The sequence below is a fragment of the Bradyrhizobium sp. HKCCYLR20261 genome (assembly GCF_051168435.1).
GTDB lineage: Bacteria > Pseudomonadota > Alphaproteobacteria > Rhizobiales > Xanthobacteraceae > Bradyrhizobium.
On record NZ_JBNPUZ010000022.1, the window covers coordinates 86,407 to 109,252 of the forward strand.

20 protein-coding genes and 1 tRNA gene are annotated in these 22,846 nt (G+C 65.5%); 14 read left to right on the forward strand and 7 right to left on the reverse strand.

Going from position 1 to position 22,846, the window contains the following annotated elements:
* Positions 1–121 precede the first annotated feature (121 nt).
* From ACQR1L_RS31865 to ACQR1L_RS31875, 3 genes are all read left to right on the forward strand, one after another.
* On the forward strand, positions 122–2,164 hold the full coding sequence (locus ACQR1L_RS31865; protein WP_434861870.1) for a hypothetical protein: 2,043 nt from the start codon (positions 122–124) through the stop codon (positions 2,162–2,164).
* A 10-nt stretch (positions 2,165–2,174) separates the two neighbouring features.
* Positions 2,175–2,837 carry a hypothetical protein gene (locus ACQR1L_RS31870; protein ID WP_434861871.1) on the forward strand — a complete coding sequence of 221 codons (663 nt, stop codon included), beginning with the start codon at positions 2,175–2,177 and terminating at the stop codon, positions 2,835–2,837.
* Between the two features lie 108 nt (positions 2,838–2,945).
* Entirely contained in the window at positions 2,946–3,473 is a 528-nt protein-coding gene (locus tag ACQR1L_RS31875) for a hypothetical protein (protein WP_434861872.1), read from the forward strand.
* Between the two features lie 581 nt (positions 3,474–4,054).
* On the opposite strand, the gene ACQR1L_RS31880 is transcribed toward ACQR1L_RS31875, so the two are convergent.
* Positions 4,055–4,131, reverse strand: a tRNA-Arg gene (locus ACQR1L_RS31880).
* A 70-nt stretch (positions 4,132–4,201) separates the two neighbouring features.
* A complete protein-coding gene (locus ACQR1L_RS31885; protein WP_434861873.1) occupies positions 4,202–5,230 on the reverse strand; it encodes an alpha/beta hydrolase in 1,029 nt (342 codons plus the stop codon).
* 308 nt (positions 5,231–5,538) lie between these two features.
* On the opposite strand from ACQR1L_RS31885, the gene ACQR1L_RS31890 reads away from it, so the two are divergent.
* From ACQR1L_RS31890 to ACQR1L_RS31900, 3 genes are read left to right on the forward strand one after another with little or no spacing between them, the layout of a single operon-like run.
* A complete protein-coding gene (locus tag ACQR1L_RS31890; RefSeq protein ID WP_434861874.1) occupies positions 5,539–6,462 on the forward strand; it encodes a spermidine synthase in 924 nt (307 codons plus the stop codon).
* A complete protein-coding gene (locus tag ACQR1L_RS31895; protein WP_434861875.1) occupies positions 6,459–7,076 on the forward strand; it encodes a fused MFS/spermidine synthase in 618 nt (205 codons plus the stop codon). The genes ACQR1L_RS31890 and ACQR1L_RS31895 overlap by 4 nt, the downstream gene beginning before the upstream one ends.
* Before the next feature lie 25 nt (positions 7,077–7,101).
* Entirely contained in the window at positions 7,102–8,046 is a 945-nt protein-coding gene (locus tag ACQR1L_RS31900) for a M28 family peptidase (RefSeq protein WP_434861876.1), read from the forward strand.
* Here ACQR1L_RS31900 and ACQR1L_RS31905 read toward each other — a convergent pair.
* The gene (locus ACQR1L_RS31905; RefSeq protein ID WP_434861877.1) at positions 8,034–10,214 is read right to left on the reverse strand and encodes a phytoene desaturase family protein; all 2,181 of its coding nucleotides are present in this window, start codon (positions 10,212–10,214) and stop codon (positions 8,034–8,036) included. The genes ACQR1L_RS31900 and ACQR1L_RS31905 overlap by 13 nt on opposite strands.
* 394 nt (positions 10,215–10,608) lie before the next feature.
* On the opposite strand from ACQR1L_RS31905, the gene ACQR1L_RS31910 reads away from it, so the two are divergent.
* The 3 genes from ACQR1L_RS31910 (at position 10,609) to ACQR1L_RS31920 (ending at position 12,276) form a co-directional block, all read left to right on the forward strand.
* A complete protein-coding gene (locus ACQR1L_RS31910) occupies positions 10,609–11,289 on the forward strand; it encodes a hypothetical protein (RefSeq protein WP_434861878.1) in 681 nt (226 codons plus the stop codon).
* Positions 11,290–11,397: 108 nt separating this feature from the next.
* Positions 11,398–11,982: a YidB family protein gene (locus ACQR1L_RS31915; protein ID WP_434861879.1), complete on the forward strand. Its 585-nt coding sequence runs from the start codon at positions 11,398–11,400 to the stop codon at positions 11,980–11,982.
* 27 nt (positions 11,983–12,009) lie between these two features.
* Entirely contained in the window at positions 12,010–12,276 is a 267-nt protein-coding gene (locus tag ACQR1L_RS31920) for a GlsB/YeaQ/YmgE family stress response membrane protein (RefSeq protein ID WP_434861880.1), read from the forward strand.
* 188 nt (positions 12,277–12,464) lie between these two features.
* On the opposite strand, the gene ACQR1L_RS31925 is transcribed toward ACQR1L_RS31920, so the two are convergent.
* Positions 12,465–13,244 (reverse strand): SDR family NAD(P)-dependent oxidoreductase, encoded by a 780-nt coding sequence (locus ACQR1L_RS31925; RefSeq protein ID WP_434861881.1) that lies wholly within the window; start codon positions 13,242–13,244, stop codon positions 12,465–12,467.
* Positions 13,245–13,481: 237 nt separating this feature from the next.
* Between ACQR1L_RS31925 and ACQR1L_RS31930 the strand changes: the two genes are divergently transcribed.
* The 3 genes from ACQR1L_RS31930 to ACQR1L_RS31940 all read left to right on the forward strand — a co-directional run bounded on the left by ACQR1L_RS31930 (position 13,482) and on the right by ACQR1L_RS31940 (position 16,697).
* Complete coding sequence (locus ACQR1L_RS31930) at positions 13,482–14,546, forward strand: acyl-CoA dehydrogenase family protein (protein ID WP_434861882.1); 1,065 nt, start codon at positions 13,482–13,484, stop codon at positions 14,544–14,546.
* An 18-nt stretch (positions 14,547–14,564) separates the two neighbouring features.
* The gene (locus ACQR1L_RS31935; RefSeq protein ID WP_434861883.1) at positions 14,565–15,725 is read left to right on the forward strand and encodes an acyl-CoA dehydrogenase family protein; all 1,161 of its coding nucleotides are present in this window, start codon (positions 14,565–14,567) and stop codon (positions 15,723–15,725) included.
* 165 nt (positions 15,726–15,890) lie between these two features.
* The gene (locus ACQR1L_RS31940) at positions 15,891–16,697 is read left to right on the forward strand and encodes an enoyl-CoA hydratase/isomerase family protein (RefSeq protein WP_434861884.1); all 807 of its coding nucleotides are present in this window, start codon (positions 15,891–15,893) and stop codon (positions 16,695–16,697) included.
* Between the two features lie 221 nt (positions 16,698–16,918).
* On the opposite strand, the gene ACQR1L_RS31945 is transcribed toward ACQR1L_RS31940, so the two are convergent.
* The 3 genes from ACQR1L_RS31945 to ACQR1L_RS31955 all read right to left on the reverse strand — a co-directional run bounded on the left by ACQR1L_RS31945 (position 16,919) and on the right by ACQR1L_RS31955 (position 19,975).
* Positions 16,919–17,677 carry a hypothetical protein gene (locus ACQR1L_RS31945; RefSeq protein ID WP_434861885.1) on the reverse strand — a complete coding sequence of 253 codons (759 nt, stop codon included), beginning with the start codon at positions 17,675–17,677 and terminating at the stop codon, positions 16,919–16,921.
* Positions 17,678–17,815: 138 nt separating this feature from the next.
* Positions 17,816–18,610, reverse strand: coding sequence for an enoyl-CoA hydratase (locus ACQR1L_RS31950; protein WP_434861886.1), 795 nt, complete (start codon positions 18,608–18,610; stop codon positions 17,816–17,818).
* A gap of 144 nt (positions 18,611–18,754) precedes the next feature.
* The gene (locus ACQR1L_RS31955) at positions 18,755–19,975 is read right to left on the reverse strand and encodes an ABC transporter substrate-binding protein (protein WP_434861887.1); all 1,221 of its coding nucleotides are present in this window, start codon (positions 19,973–19,975) and stop codon (positions 18,755–18,757) included.
* A 156-nt stretch (positions 19,976–20,131) separates the two neighbouring features.
* On the opposite strand from ACQR1L_RS31955, the gene ACQR1L_RS31960 reads away from it, so the two are divergent.
* Both ACQR1L_RS31960 and ACQR1L_RS31965 read left to right on the forward strand, forming a co-directional pair.
* Positions 20,132–20,935 carry a thermonuclease family protein gene (locus ACQR1L_RS31960; protein ID WP_434861888.1) on the forward strand — a complete coding sequence of 268 codons (804 nt, stop codon included), beginning with the start codon at positions 20,132–20,134 and terminating at the stop codon, positions 20,933–20,935.
* Between the two features lie 41 nt (positions 20,936–20,976).
* A complete protein-coding gene (locus ACQR1L_RS31965; RefSeq protein ID WP_434861892.1) occupies positions 20,977–22,455 on the forward strand; it encodes a M48 family metalloprotease in 1,479 nt (492 codons plus the stop codon).
* The last annotated feature ends 391 nt before the right edge of the window (positions 22,456–22,846 follow it).

Here is a 22,846-nt window from a genome sequence, read left to right on the forward strand (position 1 = left end):
AAATTCATTCGCGCTGTGATTGCAAAATTTATCTAATCATACATCATAGTGCTTGGCTAGAGAATGCGGAGGTGAGGTGAAGCGCGGTCGACGTTAGTCCATCGCTTGGGGGAAATAGCCAATGGCTGACAGTGATATTGATTTGATTTCATCCTTTGTTTGGGGCGAGTCCAGCGGACTGAGCGGATCGGGCGACGAGCCCGATAAGGTACTGGACCGACTGTGGTCTGATCTTGCCTACATCGCGATCAAAGCGCGGCCACTTGGTTTGCTCGGCCAAATGAAGCGCGCGGGAAAGTCGGTCGGCACCGAGGAGGCCGCGAACTACAATCGTATGAGGGAGACGGTCAAAAAGGTCGTCGAGGAAAAATACGACGGTCAGACCCTGCCCCAGCAGGCGGCTTTGTGGCAGATCGACGCCGACGGCAGGTTGCTGTTCGACACTGGCGACAACGGCCAGGCGCCACCATCCTGGATTTTCAAGCCGACCGCCGCCCAGGCCGGCGAGTTTTCCAGCAAGGCCGGCACGCGATTCCGTCTCTATGAATTGAAGGATCCGGCCGTCACCGGTCAGCTGGGTTACGTATCGTCCTACAGTTCGACTGGCCTTGCGGTCAGACAATGGACCGTGCCGACACTCACGCGCAGGATCGCGTGGGGAATTGGCGTTGCAGCATCGATTCTCTTCATCCTCGGCGGTGTCCTGGCCAAGCGGACCGGAGAAGCAGATGGTGCAATCCGCACGAAGATGGCAAACGCCGATTTCCAGTACGACATCGTCCTCAAGCTGGCCAACAACTGCATCAACGACCAGAAACTGTTCCCGAAATGGAAGCGCGGCGCATGCAGCTTTCTCCAGGACGGCGACAAATACGTCATGCCGCGCAAGGTCGAGGAGGCCGAGGCGGCCCGAGCGAAGGAGGCACAAGCGAAGGGCATCGCCGTACAAGCGGCTGCGGCAGTTGTGGCTGCCCCAACTGCTACACCTACGGCGGCACCCTCGGCTACGCCCACGGTTGCGCCGACGCCCACCGGCACGGCAACACCAACACCAACAACAACACCCGCGCCCACGGCTGCACCGACGGCGACGCCTTCGGCCGTTCCGACGGCCGCACCGAGCGTGCCACCGGCGCCTTCGCAGAACGGTTCTGCAAAATCTGCCCTCGCGTCTGAAGCTTCCCAAAAGGACGTCAGAGAGTTCGGCGACGTCGGCGCGACAATCGCGTTGATCCGCAAATGCCTGAACGTCGGGCTGGCGGCTCCGCCCGCCGAGGACAAGCCGGCAGGAACTCCCGATGCCGATGCTGCTGCCGCCGCCGCGGATCAAGCCGCATCGTGCGAATTGATCGCACGTAGCGCCGGCAATCTCGTTCCTGTGAAGGCCGATGCCGGTTTTCTCAATAACTCCGTAGCGATGCTCTTTGGAGCCAAGCTTGTTGCCGGGACGAGGTCAATTCTGCTGCAGCTCTTGTTGACCACGATCGGAATCGCAGGGCTCGCGATCGCGCTCGGTCTGGGCACCAAAGGGCGAGTCGATGGTATTTGGATCGACGAACGCAACCGTGTATCGCTGGCGCGCGCGCAGGTGACGCTATGGACCATCGTCGCACTCGGGGGCTTCGCGACAATCGCTCTGTACAATGTCGGACTAGGGGCGCCGGTCGCGTTTCCGCAAATCCCGGCATCAATCGCGGCCGCCCTAGGCATCGCTTTTGCCGCGCCGATGATCTCGGCGCTCATCCTCAAGACCAAGGGGCTGGAGGATGTCACGACAGTTGGAGCATCTGCCAGAGACGCCAAGGATTTCGGGGGTCGCGGTGATTTTCTGACCGCGGCGCCTTCGGGACTTGAGACGCGGGCGGATCCTACCCAGGCGTCCATCGCCGACGTGTTCATGGGCGAGAAGGTGACGGATGCGGGCAACGTCGACATCTCGAGATTGCAGAACGTCGTACTGACCGTCACCCTGGTTCTCGGATATTTCGCGATGCTGACCGGACAGCTTCGCGCGATATCTCCGGACAGCATCCTGAGCGGGTTGGACCACCTTCCCGATCCGGGCGCTGCCTTCACGGCGGTTCTGCTGGTCAGCCATGCGACCTATCTCGGCACCAAGGCGTACACTACGGCCGGCCCCGCAAGCACCGACAAGCCCTACTGAGGTTTGAACCATGCCAGATTCGAACGCAGGGTCCTTCATCGGACTGGGCCTAACCGCGGCCGGCTTCGCATTCGCTCTCTATCAATATCGGATGAACAGCGAGGAGGCCGATCGTGCCCGGAGACGGGAACGTGCGGTGATGGCCGTCGAACATATGAAAAACTTCTACGACGACCCAAACGTAAAATTTGCGATGCAGCTGCTGGACCACGGACGGGCTCATCTTGAGGGCGTCGGAGAAGTTGCGGCCTCAGAGTTGAGAGAAGCCTTGAAACAACACTGGGTCGACACACGGCGCGGATCGGAGCAGGAAGGGACGGAGAAAAAAGCCTTCAACGCTAGGGATCGGGCGATACGCACTGCCTTTGACGGTTTTCTCGTGCAGCTGGAGTCGATCGAGCATCTCATCGTCAACGGCGTGATCGGCGCTCGCGAATTCGGAGAGCTGTTTTCGTATTGGCTAATTCTTCTGGGGGAGACGGCCCGACCCGATGACAAGATCGGCCATCTGTCCGATGACGCTCGGAGCGCGCTATGGACTTACATCCGGGTCTATCAGTTCGATGCCGTGGTACGCCTGTTTGCGAGGTACGGCCGCGCCGCGCCCCCGGGGGTAGAGGGGGGCTTCGTCGCGCGCGGCAATGCAAAGATTCCATTGAAGCAACTGTTCTAGACCTCGCTTCGTGGCGGTTTTCGAATTGTGAGCCGCTTGTCTGCTGGATGTAAACGACAAAGTTTTTATGGTGCGTTCTCTGAAGACGCAGGATGAGGGAGACAAGCCATGGGGAAGATCGATTTTCCGTTACCAACCGATACCGACGAGATGCTTGTCGTCGGCGCGATCTTCTCGGAAGCAACGACCGGCGCGAACGCAAGCGATGACGAGAAGCGTGCCATCGGCCATTGCGTGCTCAATATGGCCTACTATGCGCGCATGACGACGCAGAACGGCAAGAAGTGCTTCAACACGACATTCGGTGACGGCACGATCATCAAGGCGATCAAGACAAGCGTGAAAGGCTACGACACGCCCCGCTGGAGACTGGTCATGAACGGAGACGTCCTCAAGACGAAGGCCGCTCTCGAAAAGGATCTCGACGCGCCCGAAGCCGCCGTCCTGAAGAACGTCGTCTCGATCGCTGCCGCGGTGATGAAGGAGCCTTTGCCCGCGGCAGGGCCAGGTTCGACACGCGTCCCGCTGCAGTTCAATCAGGCCGCCAATGATCCACCGAGCAAGCGCGAGGAAAAGATATTCAATCTGGGAAGTCATACGTTCTACGGTTTCATCGCCGGAAGGGAGTGCCAGTGAAGACCCTTCCGGTTTGCGGCCGGGGGCCTGCGGTGGCGGCAGCTTAGGACGGGTTTCTGGTCGTCCCAGGCTGTAGGTGTGCAGGCGGGCGCTGCGGTAGCGAAATTTCAGACCTCCCATGATGACAAACTTCATCCGGCCGGCGATCCGCATTTGCAGAATCGACACCGGTGCGTCGGACGGAATGCCCGGGATACGCCCCGTCCCTCGACTTCCCACCGCCCTCACGTTCACGCCGAAATGCGTTCGCCTTTTGCTTCACGGCGTCACGAACAGCACTCCCCGATCGTAGGACGATCGGCACGTCGGAGCGGATACACGCGTTGATGTTGAGGCCGGTGCAAAGCCTCCAATTGGAGGACGTAAGTCATCCAATTGCGCACGGACGAAGTGCGAACAAACGTCGATTCCGTGTTGCATCGATGTTGCACGGAGTGGACGGTACTGGGCGTAACCCATTGTAATCTATGTACTGGGCGTAACAGGCGTAATACCGCTTGAGAGCCCCGGAATCGCCTGGAACGCAGCGAGAACTGCCGAGGAAATGCCTATATTTTAAGGGGTTTCGTGCGTTTTCGCATTGGCGATCCCGGGAAGACTCGAACTTCCGACCTACGGTTTAGGAAACCGCCGCTCTATCCAGCTGAGCTACGGGACCGGAGCCTGCACCGACGTGCACCTGCTTCGACCGCCTGCATAGCAGACCCGGTCTGCGACCGGAAGCCTCATCACGGGGCCTCGCCGCAGCCGGGGACGTCGAACAGCGCCTTGAGCCCGCAGGACGAGGTGAACATCTTGTCGCCGTTGTGACCGACGCCGGCGACGTCCCACAGCCGGTGATTCGGCGTGCCGCCGTCGCGCGCGGCCATGACCGCGGCGTAGGAATGCCCGCGCACATAGCGCGTCGGCCCCTGCGCCCGCGCCATGCAGCTCTTGTCGAGCGCCGGATGATTCGGATCGGTGTCGCGGGTGCCGAGCAGGTAGATCACGCGTCGCGCCACATAGGTCCGTTCCAGCTCGGAAGGCGTCGGGGTGGCGAGATAGGCCGGCCGGTCGGCCATGCCGTATTTCCAGCGGTCATAGCCCGGACAGGCCGCGGCGATCTCGGGCTCGGGCCGGTCGGCGGAGAAATAGGCGTAGGACGAGGGATTGGCGACGACATAGCGCACCGCGACCTGGCGCCGCGTCAGCGCCGCCTCGCCCTGCCCGGCGATCGCGTAGCGCTGCACCACCTGGCCACCGCCGGAATGGCCGGCGACGACGACCTCGGTCAGCGCCGGGAACAAAGAGCGGTCGGCAAGATGCGCGAGGATCGCATCCAGAGCCTCGAACGAGCTGACGGGGTGCGGAGCGGTCGCCGCATCGCCGCCCTGCCAGCCTTCCAGGGTCCAGCGCAGCGTCTCCGGCGGCAGGCCATGCGCCTCGACATCGAGGTCGGCGAGAAACTGCGGCACGACCAGCAAGGTGGTGGCCCCGGCGGGGCCCGCGGCGTCGCGGGCCTTGATCGCGGTGTCGTAATAGACGTCGGCGTTGCGCAGCCGGCCGTGCAGGACCAGAACCGCGCGGGTGATGTCGGGCTGCGGCTTCGTCCAGGGCCGGGAGACATAAAGCGGCAGAATGCCGCGATCGCCGACGGCAAGCCGCGCATCGGCCACGACAGCCACGGGACGGCGGTTCGGCGCGGTCTCATCCTGGGCCCAGGCCAGGCCGCCGAGCAGTGCTAGACAGGCGATCAGCGCCGACTTCAACGCAGTCATGAATTCCCACCAACCGGACGCGACACCGGACGGCGGTGCCCCGGTTCGACCATAGGCACCTCGAGGCGGGAACAGAAGACCGCCTGTGCCCTACTGCCATGGCCGGGCGATCACAGCCCCGTTGGCGGGGGGCGGTTTGACTATCCGGCAGGCAGCCGATGGTCTAAGAGAACGGCGCCGATGCGGAACCGGCCTCGGGATCGCCGTATTGGTCGTGCCTGAGCGCAGCGCGTGACAGCCATCAGAGGTCACGGAGCTTGCGCGCGGCACGCCCGCCCATTGTTCAGCCGAGGGAAACAGACAGTTCGATGCTTATCCGGTCGGTCATTGCAGGTGCGTTTGCAGCTCTCCTCTCCGTCGCCGCCGCCGGCGCCGAGGACGCCCGTCATCTCCTGGAATCCAAGGAGTCGCTCTACAACAACATCTACGTTTATGAGCAGGGGCCTTACCGCAGCATGACGTTCGGCCATAACCGGCGCATCTATACCGAGAGCGTCTACAACACCCGCGACGAGCTCGATCTGCCGGTCGACTATACCCGCTTCATGACCGCGAGCGTGATGTACGCCAAGAATGTCAGCTCGATCCTGGAGATCGGCTTCGGCGGCGGCCGCACCGCCTGGTACCTGCACCGCTTCCTGCCCAAGGTGCAGGTCACCTCGGTCGAGCTCGACCCGACGGTGCTGGACTTCGCCAAGAAATATTTCGGCATCAAGGAGGAGCCGAACTTCCACGTCGCCAACCGCGACGGACGGCTGTTCGTGCAGGAATCCAAGGACCGCTACGACATCATCCTGATCGATGCCTATCGCGGGCCCTTCGTGCCGTTCCATCTCCTGACCAAGGAATTCTACCAGCTCGTCAAGGATCACCTCGCCGAGGGCGGCGTGGTGGCGCAGAACGTCGAGCCGTCGACCATGCTGTTCGACGCCGCGGTCAAGACCATCCACAGCGTGTTCCCGCAGGTCGACTTCTACGAGGCCGGCGGCAACATCGTGATGGTCGCCTATCCCGGCGATGAGCGGAAGGCCGAGGATCTCGCCGCCATCGCGCAGGAGCGCGACAAGGAATTCGGCTTCCGCTACAAGCTCGCCGACATGCTGGCGCAGCGCAAGCGCATCGACATCGACGGCGGCCAGGTGATCGACGCCAAGGCCAAGATCCTGACCGACGACTTCGCGCCGGTGGAAGCGCTGAAGAGCATCGAGCGCCATAACAAGAAGCTGCCATGAGCGAGCCGGTGTCCCGCGCCGGCATGCTGGCGATCTATATCTGCTCGTTCCTGGTCGGCTGCGTGCTGATGGGCTTCGAGATGCTGGGCAGCCGCTATCTCAACCCGTATTTCGGCAGCGGCATCGGCGCCTGGGCGAGCCTGATCTCGACCGTGCTGTGCGCGCTGGCGATCGGCTATTTCGCCGGCAGCGCCATCGTTGACCGCAGGCCCACCACGCGCACCATCGCCACCATGATCCTGATTGCTGCGGCCTACATGGCGCTGGTGCCGGCGACGGCGGACATCGTCATGGCCGATATTCTCGACACGGTCGGCGACGGCCCGATGGCGACGCTGATGGCCGCGACCGCGCTGCTGCTGGTGCCGCTGACCCTACTCGGCACGTTCTCGCCGATCGCGGTCAGTCTCTTGACCCGCTCGGCCGGCGAAGCGGGCCGCGTCGCGGGGCTGGTTTACGGCGTTTCCACCATCGGCAACGTCGTCGGCACGCTGGTCACGACGTTCACGCTGATCCCATCGATCGGCTCGCGCGCGATCACCTATTATTTCGCCGTGGCGCTCGCCGGTTGCGCCGGCATCCTGTTCATTCCGTTCGGCAAGAAGACGTCCTGATATTCATCATCGAAGAGCTTTGCGAATGACCGAGTTCTGGCCCCGCCTCGCCGCGACCGCGGCAACGGCCGCGCTGCTGCTGACGTCGCTGCCCGCGCAGGCGGCGGACGCCCAGATCGAGCTGTGGGACGGCCAGCGCGCGCTCGGACACATCGCTGACCTGCTGAAGTTCACGCCACGTTCGATGGGCGAGCCCGGGCACCAGAAGACCATCGACTACATCAAGGCGGAGATGGCCAAGAGCGCCGCCGAGGCGGTGCTGACGCAGAGCTTCACGGCCAAGGGCGACGACGGCAAGGCGATCCCGCTCACCAACATCATCGCCCGCTTCCAGGTGCAGAACCCGCGCCGCGTCATCGTCGCCACGCATTACGACAGCATCATCAAGGCCTATCGCGATCCGAAATCGCCTGATGCCCCGATGCCGGGCGCCAACAACTCGGCCTCCGCCGTCGCGCTGCTGCTGGAGACCGCCCGCGTGCTGTCACTGTCGCCGAAGCCGGACATCGGCATCGACTTCATCTTCTTCGACGGCGAGGAAGGACCGAAATCGCTCGGCGCCGGCGACCCGACCTGGCGCCCCCTCGGCTCGCCCCATTTCGCGGCCAATCTGAAGACCTATTACCCGACCATAAAGCCGGAGAAGGCGGTCGATTTCGACATGGTCTGCGACAAGGACCTCAAGCTGCAGCCTGAGCCGTCGTCACTGGCCTCGGCGCTGCCGGAGGTCAAGAAGTTCTGGAGCATCGGCAGCCGGATCGCGCCGCAGGCGTTCTCGCCGGAGCCGACGGCCTACCCGATCAGCGACGACCACACCGCGCTGATGCAGGCGGGCATTCCGAGCTTCCTGGTCATCGACTTCGACTACGAGCCCTATTTCAACACGACGCAGGACACGATCGAGCAGTGCTCGGCGCAGAGCCTCGAGGCGGTCGGTCGCACCCTGCTGCGCTATCTCTACACGCCCTGATTGGCCGCGGTTACGGGCCGCGTCTCCGCCGCCCGCGCGGGCTGCTCGGTCTGCTGCCGCGAGCCGGCCCGCGCGGCGCCGGCCAGCAGGCCCGGGACCAGCGCTTCGGCCGCCTCGGCCCCTGAAATCACCACCGCCTCGACACCTGCTCCGGCATTGCCGCCGCCGGCGATGACCAGGTTGGACACCGGTGCCTTGGCGCCCTTCAGCCGGCCGGCGCGCCCGACGCCGTAGATCGAGCCGGCGCTGGCGAGATCGTAGCGCGCATAGGTCACCGGGCTCGCATCGGTGCGATAGACGATGTGCTTGGACAGATCGGGAATGACGGTTTCGGCGGCCGCGACCATGGCGTCGCCCAGCTCCTGCTTGCGCGCCTCGTACTCCGGCGAACGGCGCCACGCCTTCCAGTCGTCGCCGCCCTCTGACGGAAACCAGGCCTTGGCCTGCTCATGCGGAACGAGGGTGATGATGGTCATCGTCGAATGGCCTTCGGGCGCGGCCGACGGATCGAGCTTCGACATCACCGCAAGCCCGACGCCCATCGGCGTGTCGAGATGGGTGGCCGGGGCGATGTCGGGCACGATGTCGAGGCCGAGATGCACCGAGAAGCAGGAGGTGGCCGGCGCGATCGCGGCGGCGCGCTCCCGGAACGCGGCGGGCAGATCCTCGGGCTTCAAAAGCTCGGTGAAGGTGCGCTTGAGGTCGGCATTCGAGACGACCGCTTGCGCCCGGATGGTGCGGCCGTTGGCGAGCACGACGCCGGCGGCGCGCCCCTGCTCGACCAGGATTCGCGTCACCTGCGACTTCAACTGCACCTCGCCGCCACGCGCGGTGATCGCATCCGTCAGCACGTCGGCGAGATGACCGGAGCCGCCGACGGGATAGAATCCGCCCTTGAAGTAATAGCCGAAGATCGGGACCATTTGCGCGCAGGACAGCGGCTCGCTGCCGTCGCCGAGATAGCCGGAGAGCGCGTTGAGCGTACTGATCAGCTCGGGATCGGAGACGTGCGCGGCGACCAGCTCGTCGAACGGGCGGTTCATCCAGCGATAGGCCTGCGGATGCTTGCGCGGGAAGGCGAGCAGCTCCTCCAGGGTCGCAGGCATGCCGGGAATGCCGCTGCGGCCCTGCCCGGTCGCGTACATGCTCTCGAAGATCGCGTGGATGGTGTCGAACAGCCGGGTCAACCCGTCGGCGTTGGCGGGAAACATCTCGCAGAGCAGGCGGACATAGGCGCGCCAGTCCTCGGGCACGTCGATACGGCGACCGGCGAGACGATAGGAATGAGTGACTCGCTTCCACTGGATGCGGTCGGCCACGCCGAGACGGCGCAGCACGCTGTCGACCGGGCCGCCGGGCCAGACGCCGGAGAAATCATGCGGGCCGGCATCGAAGCGGTACAGCACCGGCATGTTGTCGTGATGCGCCTTGCGCAGATAGGTGTGGCAGAAGCCGCCGGGCACCACGTGGTGGTCGAACACCTTTACCTTCAGTCCGGACTCCGCGAGCAGCGCGGCCGCGGTGAGGCCGCCGATGCCGGCGCCGATCACCGCGACGCCGCAATCGGTCTTGGCCTGATCGGTCTCGGCCTGGCCGGTGAAGCGCGGGGCCGGCCAATGATAGTCCTCGCGCGCGGCCCGCATGCGCTGCAGCGCCTGGCGGACGGCGAGGCGGGGCCCGAAGATCGAGACCAGCGCACCGCCGACGACGATCGCGGTGGTGATCCAGGAGGCGACGCCGGCCCAGCGGCACAGGCCGAGCAGGAGAAACAGGACACCCCAGAGCCCGGTCATCAGCATGTTGATCAGATGAAACTGCGGTGTCGCGGCGCTGTCGGCATAGGCCGAACGGGAATAGTCCGCGGTCCAGGGCCGGCCGACCGCGAGCGAGGCGAAGCTGATCAGCCCGAGCGCGGCGAAGGACAGCCACAGCGCATTGGCCATCGTCCAGTTCGGCGCCACGTCGTTCGCGATCGCCAGCATGACGAACAAGGCAAGGCCGCCGAGTTCGAGCAGCGCCAGCTCGCCGCGGAAGGCGCGCCAGACATTGCCGGCGACCGCCAGCGCCAGCGCCGACCAGACCGCCCATGCGGGCTGGTTCCAGGCGAGCAGAGCCCAGAACACCACGAACGGCAGCAACGCCAATTTCACCGTGAGGAATACCTTCATACCAGCCTCCCCCGCGCCGCTCCGGCGCGCGCCATCTTTCCAATGTCAAGATTAAGCTTTAGGGCCGGGGGAACCTGCCGTCAACCGAAATCTTTCCACCGTCAAGATTTGCCTTGTCAACCACGGCGGGAGAAAAACGGTAAAACCATGCCGCGTATCGTTTGCGCGCCACAGCCAGGCGTGATTCACTCACCTCATGGCCGTGAAGGCTGAACCAAGTGTGGCAAGTCGATCACGGAACCACGGCAAACAAAGAAGAAAGTCCAAATTTACGCAGCATTGGAGTCACACCCCGCCGCAAATTGGCGACAATCTCCGGTCATCTGAGGCAGCGAGACGTTGAGGATTGCCGTTCGTGTATCGACCCCGCTTGCCAATATTGGTTTTCGCAGCGTTGACCTGCCTTCCCGCCGCGCAACCTCAACGCGCGCACGCCGAATGGTGGAGTCGCTCGCCGACGGATTTCGAGGAATGCGCCGACGCGGCCGAGAAGTCCGCCTCCAAGGAGGAGAAGACGGCTGCGCTCGCGCAATGCAACGCGAAATTTGCCGGGAGACGGAAGCCCGGCGGCGGCTATGTCTATTACGACTTCATGCAGGACCGCAGCTTCGACATCGCCGGCCCCAATCCGACGCCGGACGAGCAGAAGTTCATCGACCAGCAGTATACGCAATATCTGGAGCGGCAGCGCCACTCCAACATGAGCTCCGCGATGATGTCGCGGCCGCAGCCCCAGGAGCTGCAGCCGACATTGCGCGAGATGACGGCGCGCGCCGCGATCGAGCCGCCGAAGCCCGCGATGCCGGCGCCACCGCCGCAGCCGCGACCGGCCAAGCCGCCAGCCGCGACGGCCCAGGGCGGTGTGCCGCCGCCCGCTTCGACCGCGGAGGCCCGCGCCCGCATCAAGGCCGCGCAATGTGCCAAGGACGGCGGCCGGCGCGATTCGTTTTCGTGCAATTTCCCGGTCCTGTCCGAGAAGCTCGACGAGCTGAAGCGCATGTTCACCGGTCCGCGCGAGACCGCGGCAGCGCCGCCGGCCGCCAAGGCGCCCAAGCGAGCGGACGCCAGGAACTGAGCCGACCCGCGCGCGCGGAGCATGTTGAAGATGCGGCGATTCCGCCCGCCTTGTAACGCTCCGGGCCAAGCCATAGCTTGACGTGCGGGGCGCGCACGGAGGCGGTCAATGGGTCTACTCGATATCCTCAACGGCATGCAGAACGGCCCGAACGGGCCCAGTCACCCGACGACGCAGAAGAGCGGCGGCATGTCGCCGATGACCATGGCCATCCTCGCCTTGCTGGCGTGGAAGGCCGTCAAGCACTTCTCGCAGAATGGGCAGCAGCCGAATGCGGCGCCCGCGCCGGTTCCGCCGCCGCAGCCGACCGGTCACCAAGGTGGCGGACTTGGCGGCGGTCTTGGTGGTGGTCTCGGCAACATCATTGCCGGCGGGCTCGGCGGTCTGCTGGCTGGCGGCGCCGCGGGCAGCGTGCTGTCCGGCGGACTCGGCGATCTCCTGCGCCAATTCCAGGAGAAGGGTCACGGCGACACCGCGAACTCCTGGGTCTCGCCCGGTGAGAACAAGCCGATCTCCCCCGGCGATCTCGCCAATGCGCTCGGCGCCGACCAGCTCGATCAGCTCACCGCGCAGAGCGGCCTGTCGCGCGACGAACTGTTGAGCGGATTGAGCCAATACCTGCCGAGGGTGATCGACCAGCTGACGCCGGACGGACGGCTGCCGACCGAGCATGAGCTCGCGGGCCAGATCTGAGCGCGGCCATCAGGCAAGGATGATTCCATGATCTACATACTGATCGTCGGCTTCGTCGCCGGACTGCTGGCGCGGCTGCTGTCGCCGGGACCGAACAATCCCTCCGGCTTCATTCTCACCACCGTGCTCGGCATCGTCGGTGCGTTCCTCGCCACCGCCGTCGGCCAGGCCATTGGCCATTACGGTCCGAACCAGGGGGCCGGCTTCATCACCGCGACGATCGGCGCCGTCGCCGTGCTGTTCATCTGGAACCGGCTGGTCGCCAGCGGCACGATCCGCGACTACAACCGCTGACCTCCGCGACATCGCGAGCACGGCGAAGCAATTCAGATTCCTTACTGGGCCTCTGGATTGCTTCGCTGCGCTCGCAATGACGGAGTGACTGCGGTGCTCCATCCGCGTCATTGCGAGCGCAGCGAAGCAATCCAGGGGCTACGCGAAAATGGCGGATGGCGTCGCCCCCTGACGACGCGACACCGCTCTCATCCGAGCAGATGCATCCCCGCGTCCATGCGCACGACCTCGCCGGTCATGTGGCCGGACGCCGGGCTCGCCAGGAACGCCACCAGCTGCGCGATGTCCTCGGCCGATGACGCCGCGCGCAGCGGCACCCGCGCCACCACGGCATCGCGCACCTGCTTGGCGCCGGCTTCGCCGCGGCCCTTGGTGAACCAGGGCGTATCGATATAGCCCGGGCAAACGGTGTTGACGCGGATCGACGGCGCCAGCGCCCGCGACAGCGACAGGGTCATCGTGTTCAGCGCGCCCTTGCTCGCCGCGTAAGCAACTGATGAGCCGATGCCGCTGATGCCCGCGACCGAGGAGACGTTGACGACGGCCGAGGCGCGCACCGTCGCCTTCGCCGCGGCTTCGAGCAGCGGCCGCGCGGCACGCACCATCTGGAACGGGCCGATGGTGTTGACCGCGTAGATGCGCTGGAAATCCTCCGCCGACAGGCCGTCGAGCTGATCATGCGGCACATGCTTGGTGGTGCCGGCATTGTTGACCAGCGCGTCGAGCCGGCCCCAGGGCGCCGCCGCCGCGACGATCTTGCGGCAATCCTCGTCACGCGACACATCGCCCTGGACGACGACGACCTCGACGCCCTCCTTGCGGCACAGATCGGCGGTCTGCTCCGCCTCGGTCTTGCTGTTGGAATAGTTGACGACGATGCGCATGCCGGCCTTCGCCAGCAGCAGCGCGCTCGCGGCCCCGAGGCCGGATGCCGAACCCGTCACGATCGCGCACGAACCTTCCGCCATGCCGCTCCTCCCTGTTTGCCGTCCTGTTTGCTTGGCTTCTTCTAGCCAAGATCACCGCGACTGCAAATCGGCGCGATCTCCGCGTTGCGGAAATCGCCGTCGATTCCATGCGGCGAGCGGACGGGGCCCTGCACTGCGCAGTGCTTGTCAGGAACCGCGCTTGCGCCCATCATGCGCCGCAAAGCACCGCTGGCGCTTTCAGCCGAAGCGGACAACAAGAGAGGGACGAGGCGCGCCGTGGCGGAAGCTGAGAACATCGTCGTTGCGACCGCGGAGAAGATCTTCGCCGATCTCGCCGACCCGCAGACGATCAATCACGACAAGGACGGCCGCTGGACCGCGCCGTTGTGGCAGGCGCTGAGCGAGGCCGGCCTGCCGCTCGCCTGGGTCAGCGAGGAGCTCGGCGGCGCCGGGGTTGATCTCGCCGACGGCTTTGCCGTGATCAGCGCCGCGGGACGGTTCGCGATCGCGGTGCCGCTCGCCGAAACGCTGCTGGCCGGCTGGCTGCTGCAGCAGGGCGGCCTGTCGTCGCCCGACGGCGCCATGACCGTCGCGCCCGCAAGTCCGAAGGACAGGATCACGCTCGCCGCCGACGGTACGCTGTCAGGGCGCGCCCGGGGCGTGCCATTCGGCAAGGCTGCGAAACATGTCGCGGTGATCGCCGACAGCGCCGACGGCGCCGTGATCGCGTTGGTCGAGACCGCGCAGCTGCGCATCGAGCCGGGACTCAACGTTGCCAATGATTCCAGCGACACCGTGATTTTCGACAAAGTCGCGCCACGCGCCAGCAACAAGGCGCCGGCCGGCTTCGACGCCGCGACATTGATGCTGATGGGCGGCGTGGTGCGCGGCCTGCAGATCGCCGGCGCGCTCGACCGGCTGCTGTCGATCAGCGTCAACTACGCCGGTGAGCGCGTCGCCTTCGAGAAGCCGATCGGGAAGTTTCAGGCGGTGCAGCACAACCTCGCCCGGCTCGCCGGCGAAAGCGCCACGGCCAGTGCCGCCGCGACCTCGGCCGCCGATGCGATCACGCGCGCCAGCACATTCGACGACGCGGTGTTCCTGGAAGCGGCGGCCGCCAAGATCCGCTGCGCCGAGGCCGCCGAAAAGGGCGCGGCGATCGCCCACCAGGTCCATGGCGCGATCGCCTTCACCACCGAGCACATCCTGCACCGTTTCTCGTTGCGCGCGCTGGCCTGGCGCGACGATTTCGGCTCCGAGAGCCATTGGGCCGTCGAACTCGGCAAACGCGTCGCCGCACGCGGCGCCGACGAGTTGTGGCCGCTGGTCGCGTCACGCTGATACGAAGAGGATTGTCGCATGACCACCGCACTTCGTTTCGATCCGATCCGCCTGCCGCCCGAATGCGAGGAGCTGCGCAAGGAGGTGCGCGCCTTCCTCGCCGAGGAGATCGCGGCCGGCACCTTCAACCCGTACCAGCCCAAGCGCGAGGACGCCGACGCGCGCGAGTTCTCCGCCCGTGTCGGCGCGCGCGGCTGGATCGGCATGACCTGGCCGAAGCAATATGGCGGCCATGAGCGCTCGTTCCTGGAGCGCTACGTCGTCACCGAGGAGATGCGTGTCGCCAACGCGCCGGTGCGGCGCTTCTTCGTCGCCGACCGCCAGAGCGGGCCGATCCTGCTGCGCTATGCGCCGGAGCATATCAAGGCGGACATCCTGCCGCGCATCTGCCGCGGCGAGCTGTGCTTTGCGATCGGCATGAGCGAGCCGAACTCCGGCTCCGACCTGTTCGCCGCGAAGACGCGCGCCACCAGGACCGGCGGCGGCTGGCTGATCAACGGCTCGAAGATCTGGACGACCTCGGCGCACATGGCCGACTACATGATCGCGATCTTCCGCACCTCGCCGTCGACCAAGGAGAACCGGCGTCACGGCCTGACGCAGTTCCTGGTCAACATGAAATCGCCGGGCATCAAGGTGAATCCGATTCCGCAGATCACCGGGCAGAAGGAGTTCAACGAGGTCGTCTTCACCGACGCCTTCGTGCCGGACGATCATCAGCTCGGCGAGATCGACGGCGCGTGGAAACAGGCGACCTCGGAGCTCGCCTATGAGCGCTCCGGGCCGGAACGGTTCCTCGAGACCTACTACGTGCTGACCGAGCTGGTGCGCGCGGTCGGCCCCGATCCGGACACGCGCAGCGCCGAGGGCATCGGCCGGCTGGTGGCGCAATTGCATGCGATGCGCCGGATGTCGGTGTCGGTCGCCGGCATGCTGCAGGCGGGCAAGGAGCCGGTGGTGGAGGCCTCGATCGTCAAGGACGTCGGCACCGTCTGGGAGCAGCAATTGCCGCACCGCGTGCGCGACCTCGCCGCCTTCGTCGACGAGGACGCCGGCAATCGCGAGACGCTGGAGAGCCAGCTCACCTTTGCGATGCAGACCGCGCCGAAGCTGACGATCCAGGGCGGCACCACGGAGGTGCTGCGCGGCATCATCGCGCGCGGGCTGGGGTTGCGGTAGGCACCGTCGGCGCTCTGCCGTCGAAAACGAGCACGCACATCTAACAGCTCGCACCGTCATCGCGAGCGCAGCGAAGCGATCCAGGGCCGCACGACGATTCTGGATTGCTTCGTCGCTTCGCTCCTCGCAATGACGCCTGAGGACATAGAATCGGAGACCACCCCCATGACGACCTTCCCTGACATCGGCGTCGAGATCCACGGCCATGTTGGCCTGATCGAGATCCGCCGGCCGCCGTTGAACTTCTTCGACATTTCCCTGATCAACCAGATCGCGGACGCGCTCGAGGGATTCGATCGCGACATCGAGATCCGCGCCTCGGTGCTGGCCGCGCAGGGCAAGGCGTTCTGCGCCGGCGCCAACTTCACCGATCCGGCGCGCCAGGCGCAGGATGCGGCGGAGGCCAAGGGCGATCCGGCCGACAGCCTCGGGGCGATCAACCATCTCTACATGCAGGCGGTGCGCATCTTCCGCTGCAAGAAGCCTGTCGTCGCCGCCGTGCACGGCGCTGCGATCGGTGGGGGGCTTGGACTTGCCGTGTCAGCCGATTTCCGCGTCACCTGCCCCGAGGCGCGGTTCTCGGCGAACTTCACCAAGCTCGGCTTTCATCCCGGCTTCGGCCTGACGGTCACGCTGCCGGAGCTGGTCGGCAAGAACAACGCCGAGCTGATGTTCTACACCAGCCGCCGCGTTACCGGCGAAGAGGCGCTGAAGATGGGCCTCGCCAATGAATGCGTGCCGCAGGACCAGGTGCGCACGGCCGCGATGAAGCTGGCCTCCGAGATCGCCGAATGCTCGCCGCTCGGCCTGCTCTCGACCCGCGCCACGATACGCGCCAACCTCGCCGACCGCGTGATGGCCGCCACCGAGCACGAACTCGCCGAACAGACCCGCCTGCGCGCGACCGAGGATTTCAAGGAAGGCGTCAAGGCCACCGAGGAGCGCCGCTTCGCGAACTTCAAGGGACGGTGAGCGATTGTTGTTGTGAACCTACACTCTCGCCACGATCGCTGCTGCGCTCCCTCTCCCCGTCCTTCACGGGGAGAGGGCTGGGGTGAGGGGCCGCCCCACCCACCGACCGTGCTGAGAGTCCCCCTCACCCGGATTGCATCTGACGATGCAATCCGACCTCTCCCCGCAAGCGGGGCGAGGTTACGGCGAGTTCGCAGCACGAGTTTCCCTCAAAACCGATCTCAAGCGACTACCGCGAACGTCACACCAGCGATCTCGAACCCGTTCCCCGAGACCGCATAGCCTCGCGCACGCGCAGCATCGAGGACAACAGCCACATCCGTCCGGAAGCACAAGCCGCTCATGCACTCGCGCTCGCCTGTTGTCACGCGAATGGCGGCGTTCGGCAGCGACAGTGTCCAATCACCCTCACTGTTAGCCGCTGGCGTCAGATCTAGGATCCGTCCCCAATGCGCGGCGAGCCCTGATGGCTCCGGGCTCTGCAGCACGACCTCGGTCAGCGCCGTCGTGACATCGTGACGGATCGCGCGCGTCCAGTCCGGCCCCGCCGGGGGATACGGCCCCAGCACATCGTCGCTGCCATCGGTGTGATTGAGCTCGATGAAGGCGGCGCGGCAGTCGCGCGGGTGCAACTGCACGCCGTGATAGGTCTCGTGATCGATGACATTCGCGGTGCGCACGCCCAGTGCATTGGCTCGCGCCGCACGGCCGTCCGGATCATCGCAGGACAGGATCGCCATGTAGCCGCCGCGGCCGCCTGACTTGTCGAGGAAGCGTCCGGCCGCGGTGCCGTCGCGGGTCGGCGCGATCACTTCGAGCAGGATCGGCCCGACCGGAAGCAGCGCGTTCTCCAGCCCGTATTTGCCGACATGCGGATCGCGGTAGCAGACCTCCAGCCCCATGATCGCGGCGATGTCGGAGACCACAGGCTCCAGCCTGCGAGCGACAAGACAGAACTGGCGCAAATGGAGGTAAGGCATGGCCGGCCTCATGAGGTTCGATCTACGACACAGCTCCGCAGCACCAGCAACCGTCATTGCGAGCGCAGCGAAGCAATCCAGGGCCGAGCAAGGATTCTGGATTGCTTCGCTACGCTCGCAATGACGAAGGAGGTCGCTTTAACGTCCGTGAAACACGGGTGCACGCTTTTCGACGAAGGCCCTCGCCGCTTCCTTGTGATCCTCGGTGTCGGAGCAGCGCGAGTGATGCACCGCCTCGGCGTCGAAGCAGGCCTCCAGCGTCATCGTCTCGGCATTGTTGATGTTGCGCTTGATGTAGCCCAGCGTCACGCTCGGGCCCTGCGCCAGCGACATCGCCAGTTCGCGCGCGGCGGCCTCGACCTCGGCATCGGCGACCACCTTCGTCACCATGCCCAGCGCCAGCGCCTCTCGCGCGGTCAGGATCGGCGAGGTGAGATAGAGCTCGCGCGCCTTGGCGCTGCCGAGCAGCTGGGTGAGGAAATAGGTGCCGCCGAAATCGCCCGACAAACCGACCTTCGCGAAGGCCGTCGTGATCTTGGCCGATTCGCCGGCGACGCGGAGATCACAAGCCAGCGCGATCGACAGGCCGGCGCCCGCAGCCGCGCCGTCGATCTGGGCGATGACCGGCTTCTGCATCTGATGCAGCAGCCGCGACACCTCCATGCGCTCGCGCAAGCTGGTGACCTTGGTTTCGAACGACGGCGCGGTCTTGGCCTCGGCCATCGCCTTGACGTCGCCGCCGACGCAGAACGTGCCACCGGCGCCCTTCAGCAGCACGGCGCGGACGTCGGGATCATTCGCCGCGCGCTGCGCCGCCTCGACCAGGCCCTTGGTCAGATCGCTGTTGAGTGCGTTGCGCCGCTCCGGGCGGTTCATCGTGACCGTGAGCAGGCCGGAATCGAGGTGCTGCAGGACGGTGGAGTTGGTGGTCATGGCCGGCGCTCCTGTTCGCAATTTTGATCCCCGTCATTCCGGGGCGACGCGCCAGCGTCGAACCCGGAATCCGGAGATGATGGACTCATATCGAGATTCCGGTTTCGCGCTGACGCGCGCCCCGGAATGACCGCCGTTCGGCGGTCACTTCTTCACCAGCGGACAGCGCGAGGATTCCAGCGGCTGGAACGCCTCGTTTCCCGTGACGGTCGCGAGCAGCTTGTAGTCGTCGGACTTCGCCTTCGACTCCGACGGCTTCTTGACCTCGAACAGATACATGTCGTGCACCATGCGGCCGTCGGCGCGGATGCGGCCGCCCTTGGCGAACATGTCGTTGATCTCGGTCGAGCGCATCAGCTTCATCACGGCGTCGGGGTCGGTGGTGCCGGCGGCCTTCACCGCCTTCAGATAGTGCGTCACCGAGGAGTAGACGCCGGCCTGCGCCGAGGTCGGCACGCGCTTGGTCCGCTCCATGAAGCGCTTGGTGAAGGCGCGGGTGTCGTCGTTGAGATCCCAATAGAAAGCCTCCGCGACCAGCAGCCCCTGCGCGGTCTCCAGCCCGACGCTGTCGATGTCGGAGACGAAGGCGAGCAGCGGCGACAGCTTCTGCCCGCTCTTGGTGAGGCCGAACTCCGCCGCCTGCTTGATCGCGTTGATGGTGTCGCCGCCGGCATTGGCGAGACCGATCACCTTGGCCTTCGAGGCCTGCGCCTGCAGCAGGAAGGAGGAGAAGTCCGAGGTGTTGAGCGGATGGCGGACGCTGCCGAGCACCTTGCCGCCCGACTTCGTGACGACAGCCGTGGTGTCCTTCTCCAGGTCCTGGCCGAAGGCGTAGTCGGCGGTCAGGAAGAACCAGCTGTCGAGACCCGACTTCACCGCGGCGAGGCCGGTGACGTTGGCCTGCGCGAAGGTGTCGAACACGTAGTGCACGGTGTAGGGACCGCAGGCCTCGTTGGAGAGACGCACCGAGCCGGGGCCGTTGAAGATGATGATCTTGTTGCGCGCCTTGGCGATCTCACCGGCGGCGAGCGCGGTCGCGGAGGCCGCCACGTCCCAGATCATCTCGACGCCCTGGTTGTCGAGCATGTCGCGGGCGATGTTGGCGGCGAGATCGGCCTTGTTGAGATGGTCGGCTGCGATCACCTCGATCTTGCGGCCGAGCACCTCGCCGCCGAAATCCTCCACCGCCATCTTCGCCGCAGCCTCGCTGCCGGGGCCGGTGATGTCGGCATACAGGCTCGACATGTCGAGAATGCCGCCGATCTTCAGCGGCGGCTTGCTCTGCGCATGCGCACCGGCCGACAAGGTCAGCGCAAGCGCCAGCGTGAACAATGACACCGCGGCGCCGCCGATCGTTCTGCTCATCAAATTCCTCCCTGCGGACACGCCGCTGCATGGCGACGGCCTCGTTGATAGTTCGTATCATGACGCACGCGCGCGCACGCGGCAAGCGCTCAACAAAGACGATACGCGCCGCTGTTTTCCGCTGAGTGGAATGGACAAAGCGTGCGATGATGCGTCATGCCGCACGCCCGCATCATCGCTGCCAGACACTGGCTTCTCGCCTGCAACCTCACGCTGTTCGCGATCGGCGCGGCCGCGCCCGCAAGCCGCGCCGCGCCCTGCATGTTTGCCGAGCTCGGCGAGGGTCGTGTCAGCGACATCGTCGACGCGCGCAGCTTCCGATTATCCGATGGACGAGAGGTGCGGCTTGCCGGTCTCGAAGCGCCGCCGGACGAGTACCTCGCCGCTGCGGTCGAGGCACTCGGCGCGCTCCTGCGCGACCGCGACATCGTGCTGCGCGGCGACGACGACGCGCCGGACCGCTACGGCCGGCAGCGGGCGTTCGCATTCCTGACAGGTGGGGATCAGCCGGTGCAGATCGGGTTGCTGAAGGCCGGGGCCGTGCTGCGCGGGCTCGACTTGGCCGACCGCGACTGCGCCGCCAGCCTGGGCCTGGCCGAGGATGAGGCGCGCACGGCGCGCCGGGGTCTCTGGAATATTAGAACCGTCATAAAAAACGCGGAAAGTCCAGACGATATTTTGGCTCGCGCAGGGCTATTTACGGTTGTCGAAGGCAAGGTGTTGTCCGTACGACAGACGGGCACAACAACTTATCTGAACTTCGCTCGTAGCTGGACACGGGGCTTCGCGGTGATTATTCCAAAGCGTATGATGGCGGTATTGGAAGGTGCCGGTATCGACGTCAAATCACTTGCGAATCGGCAGGTTCGCGTGCGCGGTTGGATCGAAGCGCAGGCGGGTCCGAGACTGGAACTGACGCAAGCCGCGCAGATCGAGATTTTGAGCGGAAGTGACCGCTAAGGTACGTGAGTAGCGACGTGACCCTGTCTGTTCGAAGGCGCATGACGGTGATGAACTGCGGTTCGCGGATCGCACCGGCTTTGCTGTGCCTCCAGGTTGTCCTCGGCCTCTCGCTGGCCGGTTGCAGCGACATGGGCAAGTTGCAGCAGGCGACGGCGCCGCTGCCGACGCCGCGCCCGAAGCCGGCGATGGTCCAGACCACGCCGGCGAGCGACCGCGAGCACGAGCGCATTCTTGCAACCTACGGCGGCGCCTACGAAGACCCCCAGCTCGAAGGGCTGATCGGCCGAATCGTCGACCGGCTGGTGGCGGTCTCGGACCGCCCCGACCAGGGCTACAAGGTCACGATCCTGAACTCCGGCGCGGTCAACGCCTTCGCGCTGCCGACCGGCCAGCTCTATGTCACCCGCGGCCTGATTGCGCTGGCCAACGACACCTCGGAGCTGTCGTCGGTGCTGAGCCACGAGATGGCGCATGTGCTGGCGCGGCACGCCGCGATCCGCGAGGACCAGGCGCGGCAGGCGGCGGTCGTCACCCGCGTCGTGTCTGACATGAGCAACGATCCCGACCTGACGGCGCTGGCACTGGCCAAGACCAAGCTGACGATGGCGAGCTTCTCGCGCACGCAGGAGTTCGAGGCCGACGGCATCGGCGTCGGCATCTCGGCCAAGGCCAAGTTCGATCCCTACGGCGCCGCCCGCTTCCTGACCTCGATGGAGCGCAACGCGGAGCTGAAGGCCGGCAAGGTCGCGCTCGACCCGCGGGCCCAGGATTTCCTCTCGTCGCATCCGGCCACACCGGAGCGCGTCCAGAACGCCGCGGCCATTGCCAAGCAATATGTCTCGCCGGAGGCCAAGGAGCATGACCGCGAGACCTATCTCGCGGCCGTCGACAACATCGTCTACGGCGAGGACCCGAGCGAGGGCTTCGTCCGCGGCCGCCGCTTCCTGCATCCCAAGCTTGGCTTCACCTTCCAGGCGCCCGAAAACTTCACCCTCGACAACACCGCGCAGGCGGTGATCGGCGTGCGTGAGGGCGGCGCCCAGGCGATGCGCTTCGACGTGGTGCGCGTGCCGGCCCAGCAGACGCTCGGCGACTATCTGAATTCCGGCTGGATGGAGAATGTCGACAAGTCCGCGACCGAGGAGCTGACGATCAACGGCTTCCCGGCGGCCTCGACCACCGCCAGCGGCGATCCCTGGCAGTTCAAGGTCTATGCGATGCGCGTCGGCAGCGACGTCTACCGCTTCATCTTCGCCTCGCGCCAGAAGACGACCGAGAGCGAGCGCAATGCCCGCGAGACGGTGAACTCGTTCCGCCGCCTCAGCCTGGAGGAGATCCAGTCGGCCCGGCCGCTGCGGATCAAGGTCATCACCGTGCAGCCCGGTGACACCGTCGAATCGCTGGCGCATCGCATGAACGGCGTCGACCGCCCGATCGAACGCTTCCGCGTCCTCAACGGCCTCGACGCCCGCGCCCAGGTGAAGGTGCGCGACCGCGTCAAGATCGTGGTGGAGTAAGCCTCTTTCAGGGGCTCGCGATCACGCGCCGCATCCGACAGCCAGATGCTTGGCGCAGACCGCGCCTCGACGCTCTTACGAGCGATTGGGACCAGCATCACCGACTGCTCTCCGCGACGGTGGCCAAATGCCGATGATAACGATGGTCGGGCGCCGCGATCTCGGTCTCTCACCCCTCCCCTGGAGGGCAGGGCCATCGCATGTGGAAATTCCAGGCTGTCTCGACGAACGATCCTGCAAGTTAGTTACTCCGTCATGCCCGGGCTTGTCCCGGGCATCCACGTCGTTCTCAGCATGCCGGCCGACGTGGATGGCCGGGACAAGCCCGGCCATGACGACGTGGAGAGAGACGAGCACAAAACGGCGATCGCCACATGCGATTGCCCTGCCC

Coding starts and splice junctions, on each gene's coding strand:
- ACQR1L_RS31960 (WP_434861888.1), top strand. CDS start 20,132: ATGCCGCACGCCCGCATCATCGCTGCCAGACACTGGCTTCTCGCCTGC.
- ACQR1L_RS31865 (WP_434861870.1), top strand. CDS start 122: ATGGCTGACAGTGATATTGATTTGATTTCATCCTTTGTTTGGGGCGAG.
- ACQR1L_RS31940 (WP_434861884.1), top strand. CDS start 15,891: ATGACGACCTTCCCTGACATCGGCGTCGAGATCCACGGCCATGTTGGC.
- ACQR1L_RS31935 (WP_434861883.1), top strand. CDS start 14,565: ATGACCACCGCACTTCGTTTCGATCCGATCCGCCTGCCGCCCGAATGC.
- ACQR1L_RS31890 (WP_434861874.1), top strand. CDS start 5,539: ATGCTTATCCGGTCGGTCATTGCAGGTGCGTTTGCAGCTCTCCTCTCC.
- ACQR1L_RS31925 (WP_434861881.1), bottom strand. CDS start 13,244: ATGGCGGAAGGTTCGTGCGCGATCGTGACGGGTTCGGCATCCGGCCTC.
- ACQR1L_RS31950 (WP_434861886.1), bottom strand. CDS start 18,610: ATGACCACCAACTCCACCGTCCTGCAGCACCTCGATTCCGGCCTGCTC.
- ACQR1L_RS31905 (WP_434861877.1), bottom strand. CDS start 10,214: ATGAAGGTATTCCTCACGGTGAAATTGGCGTTGCTGCCGTTCGTGGTG.
- ACQR1L_RS31965 (WP_434861892.1), top strand. CDS start 20,977: ATGACGGTGATGAACTGCGGTTCGCGGATCGCACCGGCTTTGCTGTGC.
- ACQR1L_RS31915 (WP_434861879.1), top strand. CDS start 11,398: ATGGGTCTACTCGATATCCTCAACGGCATGCAGAACGGCCCGAACGGG.
- ACQR1L_RS31920 (WP_434861880.1), top strand. CDS start 12,010: ATGATCTACATACTGATCGTCGGCTTCGTCGCCGGACTGCTGGCGCGG.
- ACQR1L_RS31900 (WP_434861876.1), top strand. CDS start 7,102: ATGACCGAGTTCTGGCCCCGCCTCGCCGCGACCGCGGCAACGGCCGCG.
- ACQR1L_RS31885 (WP_434861873.1), bottom strand. CDS start 5,230: ATGACTGCGTTGAAGTCGGCGCTGATCGCCTGTCTAGCACTGCTCGGC.
- ACQR1L_RS31895 (WP_434861875.1), top strand. CDS start 6,459: ATGAGCGAGCCGGTGTCCCGCGCCGGCATGCTGGCGATCTATATCTGC.
- ACQR1L_RS31955 (WP_434861887.1), bottom strand. CDS start 19,975: ATGAGCAGAACGATCGGCGGCGCCGCGGTGTCATTGTTCACGCTGGCG.
- ACQR1L_RS31870 (WP_434861871.1), top strand. CDS start 2,175: ATGCCAGATTCGAACGCAGGGTCCTTCATCGGACTGGGCCTAACCGCG.
- ACQR1L_RS31875 (WP_434861872.1), top strand. CDS start 2,946: ATGGGGAAGATCGATTTTCCGTTACCAACCGATACCGACGAGATGCTT.
- ACQR1L_RS31945 (WP_434861885.1), bottom strand. CDS start 17,677: ATGCCTTACCTCCATTTGCGCCAGTTCTGTCTTGTCGCTCGCAGGCTG.